This window comes from Myxococcales bacterium (genome assembly GCA_012513515.1).
In the GTDB taxonomy this organism is placed as follows: Bacteria; UBA10199; UBA10199; order 2-02-FULL-44-16; family JAAZCA01; genus JAAZCA01.
This window is the reverse complement of the sequence record JAAZCA010000004.1, coordinates 1-21,396: the sequence shown is the minus strand read 5'-3', so window position 1 is coordinate 21,396 and position 21,396 is coordinate 1. Positions and strand designations below refer to the sequence as shown.

22 protein-coding genes are annotated in these 21,396 nt (G+C 49.3%); 21 read left to right on the top strand and 1 reads right to left on the bottom strand.

Annotated features, from left to right (window positions below):
- The first annotated feature begins 1 nt into the window (after nt 1).
- From GX659_00655 to GX659_00555, 21 genes are all read left to right on the top strand, one after another.
- Nucleotides 2–757 (top strand): hypothetical protein, encoded by a 756-nt coding sequence (locus GX659_00655; protein NLD27302.1) that lies wholly within the window; start codon nt 2–4, stop codon nt 755–757.
- Nucleotides 747–2,441, top strand: coding sequence for a hypothetical protein (locus tag GX659_00650; GenBank protein NLD27301.1), 1,695 nt, complete (start codon nt 747–749; stop codon nt 2,439–2,441). The genes GX659_00655 and GX659_00650 overlap by 11 nt, the downstream gene beginning before the upstream one ends.
- Nucleotides 2,442–2,534: 93 nt before the next feature.
- Entirely contained in the window at nt 2,535–3,212 is a 678-nt protein-coding gene (locus GX659_00645; GenBank protein NLD27300.1) for a lytic transglycosylase domain-containing protein, read from the top strand.
- 118 nt (nt 3,213–3,330) lie between these two features.
- Nucleotides 3,331–3,837, top strand: a complete 507-nt coding sequence (locus GX659_00640; GenBank protein NLD27299.1) for a MerR family transcriptional regulator — start codon at nt 3,331–3,333, stop codon at nt 3,835–3,837.
- Nucleotides 3,838–3,840: 3 nt separating this feature from the next.
- Nucleotides 3,841–4,707, top strand: coding sequence for a Fe-S cluster assembly protein NifU (gene nifU / locus GX659_00635; GenBank protein ID NLD27298.1), 867 nt, complete (start codon nt 3,841–3,843; stop codon nt 4,705–4,707).
- Complete coding sequence (gene nifS, locus GX659_00630) at nt 4,704–5,858, top strand: cysteine desulfurase NifS (protein ID NLD27297.1); 1,155 nt, start codon at nt 4,704–4,706, stop codon at nt 5,856–5,858. The genes nifU and nifS overlap by 4 nt, the downstream gene beginning before the upstream one ends.
- Nucleotides 5,859–6,008: 150 nt before the next feature.
- Nucleotides 6,009–6,425, top strand: a complete 417-nt coding sequence (rplM, locus tag GX659_00625; protein NLD27296.1) for a 50S ribosomal protein L13 — start codon at nt 6,009–6,011, stop codon at nt 6,423–6,425.
- Nucleotides 6,426–6,442: 17 nt separating this feature from the next.
- Nucleotides 6,443–6,868, top strand: coding sequence for a 30S ribosomal protein S9 (gene rpsI, locus GX659_00620; protein NLD27295.1), 426 nt, complete (start codon nt 6,443–6,445; stop codon nt 6,866–6,868).
- Between the two features lie 404 nt (nt 6,869–7,272).
- On the top strand, nt 7,273–8,751 hold the full coding sequence (rpoN, locus tag GX659_00615) for an RNA polymerase factor sigma-54 (GenBank protein NLD27294.1): 1,479 nt from the start codon (nt 7,273–7,275) through the stop codon (nt 8,749–8,751).
- Between the two features lie 17 nt (nt 8,752–8,768).
- Entirely contained in the window at nt 8,769–9,077 is a 309-nt protein-coding gene (gene raiA, locus GX659_00610; GenBank protein NLD27293.1) for a ribosome-associated translation inhibitor RaiA, read from the top strand.
- Between the two features lie 85 nt (nt 9,078–9,162).
- The gene (locus tag GX659_00605) at nt 9,163–9,624 is read left to right on the top strand and encodes a PTS sugar transporter subunit IIA (GenBank protein NLD27292.1); all 462 of its coding nucleotides are present in this window, start codon (nt 9,163–9,165) and stop codon (nt 9,622–9,624) included.
- Nucleotides 9,624–10,589: an HPr(Ser) kinase/phosphatase gene (gene hprK / locus GX659_00600; GenBank protein ID NLD27291.1), complete on the top strand. Its 966-nt coding sequence runs from the start codon at nt 9,624–9,626 to the stop codon at nt 10,587–10,589. Before GX659_00605 ends, hprK begins: the two co-directional genes overlap by 1 nt.
- A gap of 1 nt (nt 10,590) precedes the next feature.
- Entirely contained in the window at nt 10,591–11,025 is a 435-nt protein-coding gene (locus GX659_00595; GenBank protein ID NLD27290.1) for a PTS sugar transporter subunit IIA, read from the top strand.
- 9 nt (nt 11,026–11,034) lie between these two features.
- A complete protein-coding gene (locus GX659_00590; protein NLD27289.1) occupies nt 11,035–11,298 on the top strand; it encodes an HPr family phosphocarrier protein in 264 nt (87 codons plus the stop codon).
- Between the two features lie 14 nt (nt 11,299–11,312).
- Entirely contained in the window at nt 11,313–13,085 is a 1,773-nt protein-coding gene (gene ptsP, locus GX659_00585; GenBank protein ID NLD27288.1) for a phosphoenolpyruvate--protein phosphotransferase, read from the top strand.
- Between the two features lie 147 nt (nt 13,086–13,232).
- Nucleotides 13,233–14,402, top strand: a complete 1,170-nt coding sequence (locus GX659_00580) for a methionine adenosyltransferase (GenBank protein ID NLD27287.1) — start codon at nt 13,233–13,235, stop codon at nt 14,400–14,402.
- 16 nt (nt 14,403–14,418) lie between these two features.
- Nucleotides 14,419–15,042, top strand: coding sequence for a response regulator (locus GX659_00575; protein NLD27286.1), 624 nt, complete (start codon nt 14,419–14,421; stop codon nt 15,040–15,042).
- 180 nt (nt 15,043–15,222) lie between these two features.
- A complete protein-coding gene (locus GX659_00570; GenBank protein ID NLD27285.1) occupies nt 15,223–15,492 on the top strand; it encodes a hypothetical protein in 270 nt (89 codons plus the stop codon).
- Nucleotides 15,493–15,505: 13 nt separating this feature from the next.
- Nucleotides 15,506–16,069: a hypothetical protein gene (locus GX659_00565; GenBank protein NLD27284.1), complete on the top strand. Its 564-nt coding sequence runs from the start codon at nt 15,506–15,508 to the stop codon at nt 16,067–16,069.
- Between the two features lie 195 nt (nt 16,070–16,264).
- On the top strand, nt 16,265–18,685 hold the full coding sequence (locus GX659_00560) for a hypothetical protein (protein ID NLD27283.1): 2,421 nt from the start codon (nt 16,265–16,267) through the stop codon (nt 18,683–18,685).
- 15 nt (nt 18,686–18,700) lie between these two features.
- Nucleotides 18,701–20,671 carry a calcium-binding protein gene (locus tag GX659_00555; protein NLD27282.1) on the top strand — a complete coding sequence of 657 codons (1,971 nt, stop codon included), beginning with the start codon at nt 18,701–18,703 and terminating at the stop codon, nt 20,669–20,671.
- 308 nt (nt 20,672–20,979) lie between these two features.
- Here the strand turns inward: GX659_00555 and GX659_00550 are convergent, their stop codons facing one another.
- Nucleotides 20,980–21,315 (bottom strand): four helix bundle protein, encoded by a 336-nt coding sequence (locus tag GX659_00550; GenBank protein NLD27281.1) that lies wholly within the window; start codon nt 21,313–21,315, stop codon nt 20,980–20,982.
- Nucleotides 21,316–21,396: the final 81 nt, after the last annotated feature.

The window sequence follows — 21,396 nt, the reverse complement described above, 5'->3', positions numbered from 1 at the left end:
TATGTCCAAGAAGCCGCTGATCATAGCCCACCGAGGGGCCTGCAGAGAGGCTCCTGAAAACACCATCCCGGCGATCTCCAGAGCGGTTGAACTCGGCGCTGACGCCATCGAAATAGATGTGATGCTGACATCGGACGATGTTCCTGTAGTCACACACAATGAAGATCTCTCCATCCTCACAGGTTGTAAAAAAAATGTGGGAGATATCACTTTTCGGGAAATACGGGAGTTGGATTTCGGCATTCACTTCTCTGATAAATTTGCCGGAACTAAAATTCCAACTCTGGAAGAAGTTCTATCGGAGATTCGTTATAAAAATATTGATTTGATCGTTGAAATAAAAATCCAGTCCGGGAAAATATCCAAAGCGGCAAGGGTGATAGGCGACATCCTGCAAAATTCTGAGATGGCTGACAGGATAACAGCTTCGTCGTTTAGCGTGAGAATGCTCTACGAGCTCAGCTGGAGCTATCCGAAGCTTCGTCGCGCCTACGTCATAGCTTACCCGGCTTTTCTCTTTTTTATTCCAAAAACTTTTGCTAGACTCACGCATCTTTCGGGGATTCATGGAAACATAAAAACTCTTTCAGCCCGCGCAGCCAAACGGGTACGACAGATCGGCTGCCCTCTTTACGCGTGGACCGTGAACACCTGCGATGAAATTGAAAAATCAATTTCTCTGGAAGTTGATGGGATATTCACCGACGATTTGCTTTTCGTAACCGAGTACATAGGGGGAAAAAGAGATGGAACCTGACATACAGAGGACAGACCAGACTGACCTGATAGACGTCGGCGACATAGAAACCCCGCTTGGAGATGACTGGACCGAGCCTCCCACGCCCGCAGCTCCCGACAGTTTTTTCGGATCGGGTAAAAACGCGGAAGATCCCGGCACACCCTACCCCGCTGAATTAAGAGATCGTTTTGCGGCCTTCTCGATCGACCTCATGGTCCTATACACAGCCTACTGGCCCCTGATGTTATTTTATAGAGCCATCGCATTGGGAAGCGCCGCAGGCCCTATCCCAGCCGCGGGGATTCACGGGATACTGCTAAACGGCATCTTTTTACTCATCGCCCTGCTTTATTTTGTACTCGGGGAATTCATATTCTCAGCGACTCTCGGAAAAATGCTCTGTCGCCTCTCCGTCATGAAAACGGACGCAGCCGAAATGACCTTTCTCTCCACTCTGGCCAGAAATATTCTTCGTCCGCTTGATATAATCCTTTTCCCCACCCTTATTTTGACGGGGCTAATGGAAAACACCCCTTGGAGCAGAAGGCTCGGCGATCTGGCAGCCCGCACCATGGTTCTCAAAAGGCCGTCTCGTTTCAGAAAACAGTTCGCCCTCTCTCTTGAAATCATAGCATCCGCCACAAGACGAACCGCAGCCTTCGCGATTGACATAGCGATACTTGCAGTCCTGCTTTCAGGCTATGCGCTCCTGCTTAGCCCGGAAACTCCCATATCGAGCATGATCCAGATACTCTTTCTGCCGATAATCCTCTTCCTATTTTTCGCAATCCCCGAGATCATATCACATTCCTCGCCCGGTAAATGGATTTTGGGGCTCAGCATATCCTCCGAAGAAGGTTTCGCGGCCGACCTCCCTTCTGTCGTAATAAGAACCTTATGGCGCCCCTTCGACAACAACTTCATGGGATTTGCGACCGCCCTCTTTTCATCTAGAAAACAGAGGCCGGGAGACTCTTCCGCCAACACGATTGTAATAAAGGCGGTGCGGGAGATGAGCGGATTTTTGATCCTTGCCTTCTGGCTGATAATATCCGGAACCTTTCTCTACTTCGGACTAAACAACCCCTACAATCTGACAAGGTCCGATTTCAAAATAAATTTTCTCCCTTCCATCGACATGACAGCTTCGCTATCCTCTGCACGCGCTGAACCCCTTGAAGAGCTCGGGGTCGTGGACTTCCAGTTTTCCGAAGGGATACATCGCTCGCCAAGGCAGCCCTCGATATATCAACCCGGGGAATCGGTCTACATGACATTCGACGTCGATGGTTACATGCTCGGCGATGGAAAAGCGTGGATTCAGGAAGATCTCAGTATCACTTATCCGGATGGAAATGTCGGACTCAAGCTTGAGAATATAAACGAGTTCAACTCCGAGTTAGAGCGCTCGGGTGCCATTCGTTTTGAAAATAACATAGCGCTTCCGGCGGACGCTCAGCCCGGAAGATATACGGTCACCTTGAGCATAAGGGACAGAAACGCCAGCAAAGAAATCAAGGAACAGCGCTTCTTCTATGTCACCCCGAAGGAAAGCTCTATCCGGGGAGAAGAGCCCCCATCGGATGAAGAGCCAACCCCAACAAATCAGGCAGAAGGAGAGGAACCCGAAGAAAAACAGGATGAGGAATCGGAAGATTCTGAAAATTTGTCTTTAGATACACAGCCTTACGAAGAAGATTAAAATACAAATCTAGACTGACTTTGGGTATGGTATTTGCATATCTGCACCCCGGATAGATGGCATAACAGGCGCCATCGATCATGGAGAAGGCAGATGAGCGAGCAGATAAAGGCACAGAGAATAGCGGAGCAGTTTGGAAGCTTCCTTGAAAGCAAGCGTGTTTCCAGGAGAAGCTCACTCCCCTTCTCACAAGAGGTGGTAAAGAAGCTCCCCGCCAAGGAATCCAAAGAAAGACCTCAGTTTTCCGAAAAAATACGGGCCGCCAGGAGGGAGCAGCCACCAAGGCTGGCAAAGTCCAGAAAAATAACCGAAACACAGGCCAGAAGGCTTGCCAGCTACGCCCCTCACATAGAGGAAGCAGCCCGCAAATATAATGTGCCGGTTGAGCTTATCTGCGGCGTAATCCTTCAGGAATCCGGTGCTCAGCACAGGGCCGTTTCCCACTGTGGGGCAAGAGGATTGATGCAGCTTATGCCCGGAACCGCAAAAAGATTCGGGGTTACAAACTCCTTTGATCCCAAGCAGAACATAGATGGCGGAACCAAGTACCTTCGCTGGCTCCTGAATAAGTTTAAAGGGGATATGAGCCTTGCCCTGGCCGGATATAACGCCGGCGAACACAACGTAGAAAAATACGGCAACAAAATCCCTCCATTTAAGGAGACTCAGAACTACGTTCCGGGGGTCATGGCATATACTCAGACTATGATAAATATATTTGTAAGCCATAAGGCAGCCCCCCCTCTCCCCGAACATGCAAGAAGAGTATGATATAAAAATCAAGTTATTAGTATTAAACACCTAAAAAACGACTTTAATATTTAAACCATCCCCCAGCACTGCAATTTAAACATTGACGTTAACGTTAATGTTGGCGTACACTGCCGACATGAATATGCAACAAAAAAAGTTATTTATAGGAGAGCTATCAAATCTGACGGGGCTCTCCCAAAGGACGATAAGGTATTATGAGGAGCTCGGATTTATAACCCCTCTGCGCAGCGATGGCGGCTTCCGTCTCTATTCGACAGAAAATATAGAGCTGTTAAAACTCATAGCCAGATTTCGCGATCTCGGAATCTCGCTATCGGAGATCAAGCGGATACTCTCCCCCGGAGCCAGCATAGCGGACCCGGAGACGATCGCGGCATTTCAAAAGGCCCTCGACGATATGAAACAGGAATTCGAACGGCAGATTACAAAGCTATCGAATGGAATATCCGAAATAGATGCGCTCCTGGAATTTCTCTCGCAATGCAAGGGCTGCGAGGGAAAGGAGAACAATTCCTCCTGTAAAAATTGCTTGCTCAAGAGGGATTCTGGCGATCAAAGCGTCAAAACAATCATGACATCGTTGGTCGGTATCGATGAATTCACAACTGAAACTGGAGCGTAAATTATGTGGAACTATACGGAAAAAGTCGTCGATCATTTTCTTCATCCGAGAAACGTAGGTGAAATAGAAAATCCCGATGGAATCGGCGAGGTCGGATCGCTTGCCTGTGGCGACATGCTGAGGCTAACTTTCCGTCTCGGCTCCGATGGAAAAATCGTCGATGCAAAGTTTAAGACCTTCGGTTGCGCATCGGCAATAGCGTCGAGCTCCGCCCTGACCGAAATGATAAAAGGGAAAACCCTTGAAGAGGCCCTCTCCATAACCAACAAGGAAATAGCCGACTACCTCGGAGGTCTTCCAGAGGAAAAAATGCACTGTTCGGTCATGGGTAGAGAGGCGCTCGAAGCTGCCATAGAAAATTTCAACGGTGAAATGCACAGGGTGCACAAACTCGAAGGCGAAGTCGTTTGCAAATGCTTTGGCGTAACAGAGCCTGAAATCAGGCGGGTCGTAAAGGAAAACGAACTGGAAACAGTCGAACAGGTTACAAATTACACCAAGGCAGGCGGAGCCTGCGAACAGTGCAAAGGAAAAATCCAGGAGGTAATTGACCGGGCACAGGCCGATCTGATGAAGGACAAGGGGAAAAGAGCGAAGAGCGAACCAAATAAAATTCCCGTGGACGGCATGACGAACCTGCAACGACTCCACCTCATAGAAAAAATAATTGAAAACCGCATTCGCCCCGCCCTTCAACAGGATCACGGCGATATAGAGCTGGTGGATATCGATAATGATACCATATTGGTGAAACTGCGTGGAGCATGCAAGAACTGTCCCTCGTCATCAAACACACTGCGTAGCTTCGTGGAAAAGGAGATCAGGAAAGAGGTCTCACCGTACATGAAGGTCGAGGAGGTGAAGGAATGAGCATCGTGTATGTGGACAACAATGCGACGACGAAAGTCGCTCCCGAAGTCATAGATGCCATGCTCCCTTTCCTGAATAATTACTGGGGCAATCCCTCCAGCATACATACCTTTGGCGGACAGGTTGCCAAACACATAGATGAGGCAAGAGGCTCGATCGCTACAATACTTGGGGCATCCAGCCCAAGTGAGATAATCTTCACCAGCTGCGGCACAGAAAGCGATAACGCTGCTATAAGATCCGCGCTGGCGGCAAGCCCCGAAAAACGCCATATCATTACATCGAGCGTCGAACACCCTGCCGTCCTCAATCTTGTAAAAAAATTGGAAAGAGATGGATACGGGGCGAGTTACCTGAAGGTGGACGCTGATGGAAATCTTGATATATCGGAACTTGAAAGAGCAATAACCAGCCAGACCGCAATAGTTTCGATAATGTGGGCCAACAACGAAACGGGAGTGATCTTTCCGATAAAGAAGATAGCCGAAATCTGCAGCGAGCGCGGAGTCCCTCTGCATGTCGATGCGGTCCAGGCTCTGGGAAAACTGCCGATCAACATGGCTGAAACGCCGGTCACATACCTCTCCGTATCGGGACACAAAGTTCACGCCCCAAAGGGGGTCGGCGCCCTCTACGTAAGAAAAGGAACCCCCTTTCATCCCCTCCTCATCGGCGGACATCAGGAAAAGGGCCGACGCGGAGGAACCGAAAACGTCGCCTCTATAGTAGCCTTTGGAAGGGCTTGCGAACTCGCGATGGATGACATGAAATCCGAGATACGAAGGATGGAGCTCCTGCGCGATCGCCTCGAAACAGGGCTCCTCAGCTCGATTAAAAAATCATTCGTCCATGGGAATACGAAGAGCAGGCTCCCAAACACCACCAATATAGGTTTCGAGGGAATTGAAGGGGAAGCCATCCTCCTCATGATGAACGAGCATGGAATCTGCGCCTCATCGGGCTCCGCCTGCACCTCGGGGTCGCTGGATCCTTCGCACGTGATGATCGCGATGGGTATTCCTTTTACAAGGGCGCACGGATCCATCCGTTTTTCGCTATCCCGCTATAATTCCGACGGTGAGATAGATTTCATACTGGAAAAGCTCCCCTCGATCATAGAGCGCCTCAGAGCCCTTTCGCCATTTTGTTAAATCCCTTTTAACTGCAATATTTCCCTTGACTTACCCCCCTTTTTCCCTATAGATTTTCGCGCCCTTCGAGCAAAGGGTTTTTTCTTTGTTTTTCAATAAGTTAAGTTACAGAGAGAGTTGAATATGAACAGTTACAGCAAACAAACGACTATGGTGACCAGGGAAAATGCCACCAGGAACTGGGTTTTGGTGGATGTCGAAAATCAGGTGGTCGGGCGCGCTGCATCCAAGATAGCGCAGATCCTCAGGGGAAAACACCGCCCTGAGTACGTCCCCCACCTCGACAACGGCGATTTCGTGGTGGTCATAAACGCCGCGAAGGTGAAGTTCACGGGCAAAAAGCTCGAGAAGAAGAAATACTACCACCACACCGGATTCCCAGGCGGCATTAAAGAAATAACCGCTGAAAAGCAGCTCGAGAAGCACCCTGAAAGGGTTCTCGAACAGGCGATATGGGGAATGCTGCCCAAGAGCGCTCTTTCGAAGAATATGATGAAGAAACTGAAGATCTACGCGGGTACAGAGCATCCCCATGCTGCGCAAAACCCGGTGGCAATCAACCTTTAATCGAAGAGAAGACAAATATGGTTCAGACAAGAACAGCACAAGCAGGAGCTAAAAAGAAAAACGAATTTCTGGCGACTGGAAAACGCAAGACCTCTATCGCGAGGGTCAGGCTTTCACCAGGGGAAGGAAAAATAGATGTCAACGGCAAGGAGATGAAACTCTACTTCGCTCGCCCCACCCTTCAGATGGCTGTGGACAGACCCTTTGAGGTGACAGGAACCGCCGGAAAGTTCGACGTGCTTGTCAACGTCATCGGAGGCGGAATTTCCAGCCAGGCCGGGGCGGTAAGACACGGAATTTCCAGGGCGCTGGTCAACATGAATCCCGACCTGAGAAAACCCCTCAAGACAGACGGCCTTCTCACCAGAGATGACAGAATAAAGGAACGCCGCAAGGTCGGACGCCGCAAGGCACGCCGTCGTCCGCAGTATTCGAAACGTTAATATTCGAATTTCAGCATATCCGACGAGAAGGGAAGCCACCCGGCTTCCCTTCTTTTTCCCTCCTCTGCCAAAAAACGTATCAAACAAATTGCTGAAGTTTTTCCTAACTCCATGAGCCCAATCGAATTAAGTAACCTCTGAAAAATCAGCTTTATGAACTACGACCATGGGTTTTACGACGCAAAAACACGAAAGTTTACTCCGGTCGATAAGCTGATCGTCACTTAAAATATGTTACCCATGTCCCCATAATGAAATTTCACCTATGTTTCCAGTTGCACACAGATGAATCGGTAAAATTACATATTACCTGTAATTCTCGACAGTTCTGCCTAACCTCAATCGAGGTCGGCAATTGACTTTTACCTCTTCTGGAACTATCATGCAGGGAGAAAAGGTAGCTCATGCCCCTCGAACTGAAACAAAGCTTAAAGCTTGCACAGCAACTAGTAGTAACTCCTCAACTCCAACAGGCGATAAAACTCCTGCAGCTCTCTCAAATGGAGCTCTCCAGCCTCGTTGAGAAAGAACTGCTTGAAAATCCAATGCTTGAAGATGCGGAGGCCACTCCCGACGACTCCGAGGCGGAAAAGAAAACACAATCGGAAAAACACGAGGAGACCCAATCCGGAGAAGAAAACAGGGAACATGAGAATGAGGAGATAGGCTCCAAGGAGGGGGACCTCAAGGAGCCAAAGGATTTCGACTGGGAAAACTACCTCAATATCTATAATGCACCGGGCTATCAGGTGGAACGCGAGGCCCGTTCCGCCGATGATATGCAGCCCTTCGAAAATGTGCTGCGTCAAACGGAATCCCTTCAGGGGCACCTGCTCTGGCAGCTTCATCTGTCACAGTTCAGCGAGGAAGAACGGCTGATCGGAACGGAGATCATAGGCAACATAAACGACGATGGTTATCTTCAGGCTACGATCGAAGAGATCGCTTCCAAGTCCAACTCATCTCCTGAGCAGGTATTGCCAGTTCTTAAGAAAATCCAGGAGTTCGACCCAAGCGGCGTCGCTGCAAGGGATCTTAAAGAATGCCTGCTCATCCAGTTAAAGATGCTGGGGCACGATGACGAGCACCTCATGAAGATGATATCGAATCATCTTCATGAGTTGGAAAAACACGATTATTCCGCCATTGCCAAAAAACTCTCGATCGAGCTGGATAAGGTAAAAACTTTGGCACGCATAATCTCCGAGCTGGAACCCAAGCCCGGACGCCCCTTCGCTGAAAACGCGGCACACTACATAGTTCCTGACGTGTACGTAAAAAAAATCGGCGACGAGTATCTCGTCACGCTCAATGAGGATGGCATGCCGAAACTTCGCGTCAGCAACTTTTATCGGCGAGCCCTAATGAAGGGATCCAATGTCGGTCAGCATACCAAGGAATACATTCAGGAGAGAATGCGCGCAGCCATGTGGCTGATCAAAAGCATACACCAGCGTCAACGCACCCTGTATAGGGTTTCTCACAGCATAGTTAAATTCCAGCGTGAGTTCTTCGATAAGGGAGTCGCGCACCTCAAGCCCCTGGTTTTAAGGGACGTCGCTGAAGATGTTGAAATGCATGAATCCACCATAAGTCGCGTCACAACGAATAAATTCATGCACACCCCACGCGGGATCTTCGAACTCAAGTTTTTCTTCAACAGCGGAATAAACAACATCGATGGCGAAGGGGTCGCTTCCGAAGCGGTAAAGCTGATGATCAAAAAATTCATCGAGGCGGAAAACCCCAAAAAACCCCTATCCGACAGACAGCTCGTCGACCTTCTTAAACAGAAAAATATCGACATAGCCCGCAGAACGGTTGCCAAATACAGAGAGATGCTTCGCATACTCCCCTCTTCCAGAAGAAGAATGCGGGACTGACCCAGGAGGAACTTACCATGACGCCACTTGAAACGACATTCACTTTCAGAAATATGGATTCAACCGAAGCGCTGAAGGAGCACACCCTTAAAAAGCTCAAAAAAATCGGCAAATACTTAGTCAACCAGAACGCCATCGCTCACATGGTCTTCAAGGTGGAGGGTCCCAGACACCTGGCTGAGGTCACACTCAACGTAAAAGGAAAGAGGTACTTTGGTACCGAAACAAGCTCCGATATGTACGCCTCCGTCGAGGGGGCGATTCACCGCCTAGAAAGCCAGCTCAGCAAGGACAAAGAGCGTGTCACGCGCCGCAAAGGGAAATGACCACTACCCAGAAACGGCTTGCTTTTTAAGGGTATCTGCGATAGCTAGCCCCATTCAAAACTGTTTTAAAACAAGGTGATAGCTTATGCATTTAGTCGAGGTGCTCCGTCCTGAGATGTTTTGGCCGGGGCTTAACTCCGATACGAAGCCCGAAGTTATCAACGAGCTTTCGGAGAATATATCCAGCATAGCCCCTTCCCTCGACCCGGCGAAGGTCGCTGAAATTCTAATGGATAGGGAAAGGCTTGGAAGCACCGGTATCCAGGATGGAGTAGCAATACCGCACGGAAAGGTTCCCGGATTGGATAAAGTGGTAGTAGCGTGCGGCACCAAGCCCAGCGGAATAGAATTCGATTCCCACGATGGAAAACCCGCACAAATTTTTTTCGTTCTTCTAGCGCCTGAATTCGCCGCCGGACACCACCTCAAGGTTCTCGCCCGTCTTTCGAGGCTGCTTAAAGAAGAGCACATTCGCAAAGCCCTGCTCGATGCCTCCGATGGAAGTGAAATGTATAAACTACTAGTGGATGAGGATAAGAACATCTGATGCTTAATATCCCGGTAATCAATTTGCTGAAGGACACAAAGCACAGGCTCCACATGGAGCTGATAACCGGCAAGGGCGGACTTGGCAAAAAGCTGGTCATTCCGAGAATTCAAAAACCGGGGTTAGCACTGACAGGGGATAGCTCCAACCTGCATCCGGGAAGAATCCAGATCTTTGGACGCGCCGAGATGGATTATCTGAACAGCCTCTCCCCTCAAAAATTAAAGAAGGTCCTCGCCGCCATGCGCGGCATCGACATCGCCTGCATCATTATAACCAGGGGAGCCAGCCCGCAACCCCTACTGAAAGAATTCTGCCGCAAGCAGCAGATCCCTCTCATTAAAACGAAGCTTCTGACATCCACATTCGTGAACAGGATAACCCGATTCATGGAAGAAAGCCTCGCTGCTACTTCCTGCATGCACGGTGTTTTGCTGGACATCTTTGGAATCGGTGTGCTGATAGTTGGGAAAAGCGGCATCGGCAAAAGCGAATGCGCACTGGATTTGATATTACGCGGTCACAGGCTGGTCGCCGACGACGTCATCAACATAAGAAAACGCCCCCCTTCCAGCCTGTACGGTTCAGGGTCGGAAATAATAAAGTATCACATGGAAATAAGGGGCCTCGGCATAATCAACATCAGAGACCTTTTTGGGATCTCCGCTGTCAGAGACAAGAAATACATCGAAATGGTGATTGAGCTCACTGAGTGGAATCCCGAAATAGAATACGACAGGCTGGGGATAGACGAGCAGCGTTACACGATCCTCAACGTATCGCTGCCGCTAGTTCAGATACCGGTCCGCCCCGGAAGACATCTCTCAGCAATAATAGAAGTAGCCGCCAGAAATCTCCTGCTAAAATTGGGCGGCCATCACTCGGCACAAAAATTTCAGGAAAAACTTTCTGAACACATAATGATGGAAAGTCAGGGGAAGAAGATATGGGGGGAATTGGAGTGATATGATAGGCGTAGTGGTGGTATCTCATGGAAATATAGGCCGCGAGATGGTCAGCGCAACAAAGAGGATAATTCCCGAAGCGACCAATATGTGCAGCGTGTCAGTGGAATCCGATAACCCGCCTGAACTCATACGCAAACAGATCGCCGACGCAATACAGTCGGTGGATACAGACAACGGCATTCTGATACTCACTGACATGTTTGGAGGAACTCCTTCCAACATATGCCTCTCCTTTCTCGAACCGCACCGCATCGAGGTCATATCAGGATTCAACATGCCCATGCTCATAAAACTGGCCGCAGCGAGGGAAGACGCAGGTTTCGACGATACGGTGCATTTCATACACCAGTACGGACAGCGAAACATAGTCATAGCAAGCAACGTATTGAGCGGCTTCAAAAGAACCGAGGCCGGAACAAAAACCGACAGATAGGATGAACCAATGACACAGGTATTCGAGATCAAAAACAAACTGGGTTTACACGCCAGAGCCGCCGCCGCGTTCGTAAAAATAGCGAACAGGTATTCATCTGAAATATTGGTCCAGAAAGATGAAATGAAGGTGAATGGTAAAAGCATCATGGGGGTCCTGATGCTCGCCGCCTCCAAGGGAACAAAGATCGCGGTAACCGCAAAGGGACACGACTCGAAGGAAGCGCTCGAAGCGCTCCACAACCTCATAGAAAACAAGTTCGGGGAAGAATAATACAGGGGAAACCGATGAAAACACGCAAGTTCAGATCGGTTGCTACTTCCCCTGGCATAGCCATCGGCAAAGCTTTCAGATTGCAAAGTCGCAGCATTCCCTACATCAGATACTGGATCAAGAATCAGTCCGTCGAAGAAGAGGTCATCCGCTTCAAAAACTCCTTGAGAAAATCTCGCGAACAGCTGGAGGCGATACAGGGAAAGATGTGCAAATTCCAGGGGCATGATCAGATAAAAATCCTGGAATCTCACCGCATGTTTCTGCAGGATGACATGCTCGTTCAGTCGGTCATAAACAACATCCGCGAATATAAAATCAATGCCGAATGGGCGCTAGATAAAACGCTGGCGAACCTCAAGCTCTCATTTCTAAACGTCGATGAAATTTATTTCAGAGAAAGACAACATGACATAGATTATGTCGGACGTAGGATAATGGACAACCTGATGGGGGAAACAAACATTTCACTTTCGGAGCTCCCCGACGGCGACCTGATCCTCATAGTTCAAGATCTCTCCCCCGCCGAGGTCGCAAATCTCGCCAAGGAAAAAGTGAAGGGCTTCCTCATGGAGGGCGGCGGAGAAACCTCGCACACCGCTATCATATCAAAGGCGCTTGATATCCCAGCTCTGTTCGGAATCAAGGGTGTTTTCGATGAAGTGCTTGATGGTGAGGTCGTCATCGTGGATGGAATGAAAGGGATAGCGATAGCCTCACCCTCTGCGAAGGAGCGCGATCACTACGTTTCAACACAGGAAAATTATCTGGCGATAGAACAGATACTGATGCAAGACACCCATCTCCCCGGCTCAACCAAAGATGGATTCAAGATCCACATCGAAGGGAACATGGAGCTCGTCGAAGAGATATCCTCACTGATCAATCACGGCGCAGAAGGAATCGGCCTCTATAGAACAGAGTATCTTTTTCTGAACAGACTCGACGAACCCTCTGAAGAGGAACAGTTTAAAAATTATGTCGAAGTGCTCGAAAGGCTGGCCCCACGACCGGTCACCATAAGGACGATAGATCTCGGCGGCGATAAAATGCCTCTTGGCCAGAGATATGACCTGCAGGCTAACCCGGCGCTGGGGTTTAGAGCCATAAGGCTTTGTCTAAAAGAAATTCCAATTTTTAAAGCCCAGCTGCGCGCCCTGCTTCGCGCATCCAGATATGGAAATTTGAAGATCCTGCTTCCCATGATAAGCAGCATGGAAGAGATAATTCGTGCCAAAGAGATCATAAACGAGGTCAAAGCCGATCTCGACAAGCAGAAGATAGCCTATGAAAAAAATATTCCAATCGGGATAATGATCGAGATCCCATCCGCAGTGATGATGGCCAACGAAATGGCGAAGGAGGTCGATTTTTTTTCGATAGGAACGAACGACCTCGTGCAGTACAGCCTCGCAATCGACCGCATAAACGAGCACGTTTCGCACCTGTACAACCCATTTCATCCGGCAGTCCTCAGGATGATACATAGAACCGTTCGCGCCGCAAAAAAAGCCGGCATACCGGTCTCCCTGTGCGGAGAACTCGCCGGAGATCCTCTCGCCATAAGCCTGATGGTGGGAATGGAACTGGACTCGCTATCTATGAACCCGATCTCCATACCCAGGGTGAAAAAAATCCTAAGATCGATATCGAAATCCCAGCTGGAAAAACTCGTTCCAAAAATTCTCACGCTTTCAACCGGCGACGAGGTCCTGAAATATCTAAAGAGGCGCACGAGCGGAATCCTCCCCGGAGAAGTGAAAAAACTGCACATAGTCGGCAGCTGAAATTCACCTGAAAAGTTGCGATTAGGATCCGAAATGTTTAAAAAGATCAAAACGTTAGCCGCTAAATCCTCCTTGACAGCCTGGATACGCTCTGCTTATAGTGCGCAAAATTTTTTCGGCAGCTCAAAGCGGAAAGGAAGTACAAAAATGTCAATGAAATCATATCTTTTTACCTCAGAATCGGTAACCGAAGGGCACCCGGACAAGGTGGCCGACAGGATATCCGACTCCATCTTGGATGCTATTTTGGAAAAGGATAAAAACGCCCGCGTCGCGTGCGAAACCCTCGTCACGACAGGCTTGGCGATGGTCGCCGGCGAAATCACCACGACTGCCAGAATCGATTATCCGGATGTGGTCAGAGATGCCATCCGCGACATCGGGTATTGCCATCACTCGATGGGCTTCGACTGGGAAACCTGCGGAGTCGTAATTTCCCTCGATCGCCAGTCCCCCGACATCGATATGGGAGTAAGCGAAGGCAAAGGTATATTCAAGGAACAGGGCGCTGGCGATCAGGGACTCATGTTCGGATTCGCGACAAACGAAACCGAAGAGATGATGCCGATGCCTCTGGTCTTCGCTCATCGCCTGACCAAGCGCCTGGCCGAGGCGCGCAAGAACAAGGAGATCGAATTTCTTCGCCCGGACGGAAAATCGCAGGTGACGATAAAATATGAAAACAACCGCCCTACTCACATAGACACGATCGTTCTATCGACCCAGCACAAGCCCGACGTCTCACACGAGGAAATAGAAAAAACGCTGATCGAAAAGGTCGTTCGTACGGTTCTTCCCACAAATCTTTTGGACAGCAGTACCCGCTATTTGATAAACCCGACAGGTTCTTTCGTGCGCGGCGGTCCCCATGCCGACTGCGGGCTGACCGGCAGAAAGATCATAGTCGATACCTATGGCGGACAGGGGAGCCATGGCGGCGGCGCATTCTCGGGAAAAGATCCATCGAAAGTCGACCGTAGCGCATCTTATATGGCACGTTATATCGCGAAAAACGTCGTAGCGTCCGGCGCCGTCGACCGCTGCGAAATTCAGATAGCCTATGCGATAGGATATCCGGAACCGGTCTCCGTGATGCTCAACGGTTTTAGCACCTGCAAAGTCGATCCCGAGAAAATACTCGTGGCGATCAAAGAGATATTCCCGATGAAGCCCGCAGGCATCATCAAGCACCTTGATCTTCTGCGCCCGATTTACAGCAAGACATCGGCTTACGGTCACTTCGGCAGGAATGACCCGGATTTCACTTGGGAAAGAACCGACAAGGTAGAAGCGCTGAAAAACATGCTCAACATCTAACACCATCGAGGTTCAGATGAACTCGAGGAGTCTCGGAAGACCCCGTTACGTTTTAATAGTTGAGGAAAATCCTCATCATGCCGAGCTCATAACCGAGGTCCTCGATCGGCATTTTTCCCCGATTATCATAAACGCGGTTGACTCGATAGAAGACGCCCTCGATTTTCTCGGGCAATCGGCCTACGACATAATCATCACAGCGGGTATGCTGTCAGGAAGTCAGATAACGATCCATCTCCCAAAAATCGTTCAAATCGCCGCGGAGACTCCGATAATAGTCATCAGCGGCATGGGGGATGAAAAGTTCGCAGCCGAGATAATCAAGCAGGGAGCGATTGAATATCTTTCGAAGACTAGGGAGACCCTGGAAAATCTGCATATCGTCCTGGAAAAACATTTTTCCACAAGCGGCAGGCGGCATTACAAAAAACAGAAATCCTATCACGGGGCAAAGAAGAGCGCCTCCCCTACGCCATCGGAAATAATCAAAGAGGTCGACAGGCTCACGCAGCAGGCCCTCTCCATAGCGCGACCGAAAAAACGCAAAAGAACGAGGTCTGTCGAAGATATCGAACAGCTCGATAAGTTATTAGGTCAGATAAAAAAACTCAGGGAACTCGCTTCCAAGCTCGTACCCTGATGACTTTCTCCCTCAGTTTGTGGCCAGAAGCACCCTTTCCAACCATTTAAAGCTTAACTTAATACATTAGATAGCCATGATAACATCCCAACTAATAAGGATTTTATTACCTATGTCATTTATGGCAGCCTATTTGCATACCTATCGCGCGGGGATACAACTCCCCCGGAGGATCACGATATGAAGGACACAGAGATAAGAGCGAACAAAATCGTTTCTATGCCATCGGATGAGGCATCGATTTCAGCCCCGCCAGAGACAAAGGTTGTGGCACAACCGGAGGTCAAAAGAGAGGAAGCAACAGACCTCTACGACTCCCTTCAAAGTAAAAAGGAGCTCTTTAAGATGTTAGAATTACAAGGTTATTTGAATAAATCCGAGGCTGCTCCGATAAAGGATGAAATCGACAGGGCTCTAGCCGATCTTGAGGAAATAATAAAGCTATGCTGATTGGAGAACTTCTATGAGCGCAGAATTAAAAACTAAAGTTTCGATTGTCCACCGGGATGAGTTTCGAAACAGGGCTGAAGAGAAGAATGGAGAAAAGGCCCGTTCTATTCAGACCATGAAGGTGGATAAATATGAAAAAATGACACAGGAGGGGTATAAAACACTCGTATCCGGCAAAACTGCCTCCTCCTCCGGCCCCACGATAACAAGGGAAGATGCAATCGCCGAAATTCTGGACGGCCTGGTGATACCGGATCAGTACGTGGAGCACACTCTTCCATATGTACCTAATTTTCAAAGAGAAATTTTGGTGCTGACGGAGGGCAAGAACATGTCGGCGGTGGTCGAAAGATATTCCGCCCTTAAAAAGGTCATAGAATCGCACATCTATGAGGCGAAAAAGCTTTTAAAACCCGAAAATATGAGCCAGCTCCCAGCATCTCTAATCCCCGATGTGCATGCCCACTTGGCAGAGCTCAAAAACACCCTTGCGGACTGCGTAAAACAGCTTGAACTATCCAAGGTCTATTACAGCGCGGAAATAGCCGATGCCAGAGCCAAAGATGAAGAGGAATGATCCTGATTTATCACTGAGGACTGCTACCCCCATTTACTGGTTTAAACTCCACAAGATGCGATCATGCTTATAGAGTCTGATATCTTTTTTATAAAAAGTTCTTTTATTTTCAATATGTTAGTTAGGTAAGGAAAACTCCGGTTTTGGCAAGATATTTGCAATATATTGCCTCGGCAAAAAGACTGTGAGGTTACTATGCATATAAATGATCTCAGAACTTTCAAAGCGCATCGAATAGAGGCTGATAAGAACAAGTCGGCCTCTAAAACTGCTGAGGCGGACCAGTCGACGATCGATTATTTTGAAAACGCCTTTGGTGGCGAATATTCGGCTGACGGAAGCGGATCCACCGCCTTCACGGGGAATTCCAACCCCTTGGACGACTACACATGCGGCGATATCAGCAACGGTCAGGTTTCATCCGATCCCAGCGCCGATTCGCTGGACTGGCTCGCAAGCGCCCCGCCTACCCTCAACGATCTTTTAGCCAAGGATGAAAGGGCGGTTGCCTATTTGGATATTGCAAAGGCGAAATACGAAAAATTCATCTCCGACATGGAAACTCTTAAGGCCTCCTACAAGCAGGCCCTCGACTCCGGGACGCTCGGCGCCTCTGAAATTGCGCTTATCAGCAAACGCATGGAATTGGTGAATGCGGCGATAGGCCGTGGAAATCAGGAGATCGAAAACACCAAGAAGATGGAAATGACCCTCGACGCCAACTATAAAAACGAGCTTGTAAACGGCAAAGATCTCAACAATGACGGCTGGATAGGAAAGCCCTTCCAGGCGGGATCCTACATAGTTCAGAAAAACGACGATGGAACGACAACCCTGGTCGATCCGGTGACCAAAAAGGCCATCCAGTGCCCCTTTTTCGATCCCGAATACAAGCCGATGCTCGCCAGCGAAAATAGCGCGGTAAAGATGGTCGATATCTCCGATGTCTACGGAAGTGACAACGCCTCTGGAGAAATCACCAAGGACAGCAAGGGAAATTACGTCCGCGAGAACGGCAACTTCGACCTCTGCATGGAAATCGACCCCTCAAAACTCGACAAGACTTCCGGCAACTATCTGGGCGCTGCGGTCGATATCGGAATCCCCCAGACGATCTGGGTGAAAAGGGATCCTGAAAGCAAGAGGGACTCCTTCAGCTATATCAAGGACGGAGATGGAAGTTTAAAGATGGAAGCCTATGACAAGTGGAACGCTGACGGCGGAATCCACCAGGAAGTCCCTGGAAATATTTCAAAGTACATGCAGGTCGAGATTACCGAAGCATTCCTAACCTCGCATGACAGCGGCGTAACCGACCTTAGTGGCAACAATCTCTACTACCATATCCTCGAGCTTAGAAATGGCATGGACGTAGTTGCAAGGATAAGGATCGGCGGGAAAATGGAAAAAAGCGCCATCTCCGCCAAATGTATGAATGGGGATTACACTGCGGCATCCTCGGCGAGCATAGCGCTCAATGGCTCAATGAGAACCAGGCCGGTTAAAATCGATGCAGGACAGTTCATATCGACCTGCCGTCATCAGATAGACGAAGGAAAGCTTATCGATGAGCTCGGAATTAAAAAGCCGGCGGCCAGCGACAAAACAAACGCCGATATGGCCTTTATGGAAACGCTCGGAGCCTTCACCGGTACATCCCAGGTTGCCAAAACATTTGACCCCACTAAAAATGAATGGGTAGACAACACCGAAACCGGGTACAATTTTACCGACTTTTACACCACTGGCATAAGCGACTGCTACGTCCCAGAATCAACGCTGCCCACAAAAGAGGACCCGTTAAGAAGCTTCCAGACCGGAGTTATCATGTACGACGTGAGAGGCGCGATAACGGGCAGCAATTACAACGACATAATAAAGACCCTGGGAGCCAATGAATATACGAAATACGCCGAAGGCCAAATTCCCGAGGATCTGCGAAACTTGCGACCAGGCGACGCCTTTTGGAACAACGTAGTCGAGGCAAATGGCGGAAACAGCATCGTCGTAGCCGGCAAGGGCAACAATACCATAACCAACGCCAGCCTCGTGTGGATAGATGCCCAAGGTTCTAACAACTGTACCAACATAGTCCAGATTCCAAGCCTTCACTCCGCAGAACGCGGAGAGAAAGGGTCCAATCCTAAGGCCTACGTGAAGATCATAGGGGGAACCGAGGCATACATATCCAACCCAGAAGAGTATAACTCCGCCAACCACGCAAATGACAAGCCCGAAAATGGAGAGGCCGAATACGATAGATGGAAAAACAGCTACGACGATGATTTTTTCGATGTAACCTCTTCACAAATATACTCACTCCACGACTTCTGCGAAAAAGAATGGGGAGGAAGAGGCATACCACCGGGAAAGGGAAATCAGGTTCCCGATGAGGTCATGATGGTAAGCACGATGGTCAGGGATGCCAAAGAAAAGATAGAGAATGAACTCAACAAGGAAGCCGATATAAATAGCGACATTCTTGAGGCATCGTGGGAAAATGTGATGGCTGAAAAGACCATGTTGGATGACGAAATGAACGGGTTTTTCTCGAAAATGTTCGGAGAGATGAGCACATTCGAGGAAGAGGCCAGCGACCCGACACTGGAACTGTAAAAGAGAGGCGTTGATATGAAGATAAATTCAATCAAAACCAAGGCGATCGATACCAGCGGATTAGAGCAGATGGGCGGGACTTCATCTAGCGGATCCGCCAGCGCCTCCGGAGTTGAAGGCGAAATACTCGCAAGGCTCGAACAGATGGACGCCTTCGAAAAGGAATACGGCGAATATCTCAGCGATGAGAAAAGGGCCCTCTTTGAAGAACTGAAACTCACCCTCAACGCCACCCTTACGGCGATACGCACCAACGGCCTCGGCGGTGCGGGAGGAACAGCAGGTACGGGAGAAGACTCAATTTGGGACTGGCCTCAGGGGCTCAACGTCGGATGGAACGGAATCCCGGAAGACAGCATAAAGCAAGATGCCAACGATGCGGCAAAGGTCGCCTCAACGGCCGAAGGCGGGGAATACATGGGAACGATCATCCCCCCCAACAGCGGCAATCCCCTTAAGCCCACAGTTTACGGTTTTCAGATGGGCGAAGACATGAGCGAGGTATATCTCACCTCCTCCGGCAAGGATCTGATACTCACTGTTATTTACGAAAATGGCGACAAAAAATCCTGGCTTATAAAGGACGGGTCAGTAAGAAAAGAACCGCTAGTGATATCCGCTCTCGGCCTGAAGGGGCCCGTGGTCATAGACTGCAAAAAAGCCTACCTCGCCGAAGGCCAGCTCTACCTTCATGGCTCGGAAGGTGACGATATAATATTCGGCGCACAGAGCTCTACCAAGATCGTTGGATGGGGCGGCAACGACACGATCACGGGCGGCGCCAACAACGACCAGATATGGGGCGACGAGCACTACGAGCTCGCCGGATCATACAGCAAGCGCTATGGCGGAGAGGACACGATAAACGGCGGCGCCGGCTATGACACGATATACGGTGGCGGAAAGAGCGACACGGTATTTTCCACCGACAAGGGGGAAGGAGTAACCGAACACGAAATCACCGTAGAAAATGCCTCTGCAGGCGCACCATCTAACACGTCATGGATAGAATCGGAGCAGTGGATAAACCAGGGCACTACGGGGGACGGAACGATCATATATACGAACGAAGGCAACGGCGAAGGCGGAACGATCGACCTCGACATGCCTCCGGGATACACGATGGCGTTCGGCGATATCGACTCCGATGGAAAATCTCTGGTCATAACATTCGTCAATGAGGCAGGAGAAAGCTTCAAGGTAAAATTCGAAAATTTCTTCAGCGGAAGTTTTCATGGTGAGAACCCCGAAGATGCGATTGTAAGGCTTAACTTCAGAGGAAGCGATGGCAACGATATCATCAGCTTCGACAGGATACCGGCCGCCATTGTAAAGACCCAGATTATCAACATAGAAGGCGGTAACGGAGATGACATCATCCTCGGCGTAAAAAATCAGCTCTGGGCGCAGGGCGTGGATGTGAATAATCTGGAGGAAAGCAATAGAACGAGCGCCGGCGAAATAAACGTATACGTAAATGGCCATGAAGGCGGCGTCTTCTCGGGAAATAACGGGGATGACCCCACAACCTACGGCGGATATAAGGCCGAAGGCAAAGGGGACCACGTCTTCATAAGCGCCGTCGATGGCGAAGAACAAAGCGGCACGATCACGATCAACCCCCCGGAGGGATTCGAATACGGATATCAAGGAAAGGATGGTAACGGGAATACCGTTATAATCCTGGTTGACCCACAGGAATCCGGACCGGCTAAAACTTTGGTGATAAAGATAGACCATCGGATTGATGGGGCCCAAGTATTAGTTAAAAGTTCCGTAAGCACCACCGAGGATGGCATTACGGAGACAACAGAGGGCAATATTTGGAATCTCACCGAGATAAGCCTCAGACCCGAGGACTATGTGATCGACAGCGGAAACGGAAACGATCTCGTGGTAGCACCCACCTACGGCAGCAGGACCAATTCCAATAACAGCAATGAAACCATACTCATCGGAGAGGACGAAGGGGAAAACGAGGAATAAAAAACCATCCTGAAAGGACAAAACGGGGGCGCCTATCGCGCCTCCGTTTTTTTTATTCAGCAGATGAGTATGACAAATTGTACAAATCAAGACCCGATCAAACAGATCTGAAAACCAATTATAATAAGGTTCTGCATTCACTTCTATTTTGACGGGGTTCCCCTTTCGTCGACTGGGCGCACTTCGCCTCCCTATCCGTCGTCATAAATATTCAAATAGTAGTCTGATTTGAAAAACGATATTTTTCGCTCCAGACAAATCCTACAAAATCGGATTAAAGATCAGCGATTAGCGATCACGACTGACGATCACTTCAGTTTGTAGAGCATCCTTACCGCCTGAAGCAGCGCGGATTGAAGCTCCTCGTAGATGGGCTTGCTGATATATCCATAAGCTATGGCGACATCAAAGATCGAGGATACTTCGGTAGCAGATCCTATCGCGATATCGAAAAACCGCCTTCTCTCCTTTAGCGACCTCCTGCCATTTCCCTCCGCGATATTAAGTATAACGCTCGAAAGGGCCCTTTTAAGCTGATCCACGAGATAGCCTGACCCCGAGGGCCATGATCCGATTAGCTCTGGCATCCTTTTTGCCACCCCAAGGCAAAGATTGTAGCAGTGAAGCCGCTGATGTCCCAACATAACGCCTCCCTTTGTGATTTTAATTTCAAAACCTCCCGACCGGTTGAGAGGTTTTGAAATTAAAATCACAAGGAGGGGGTT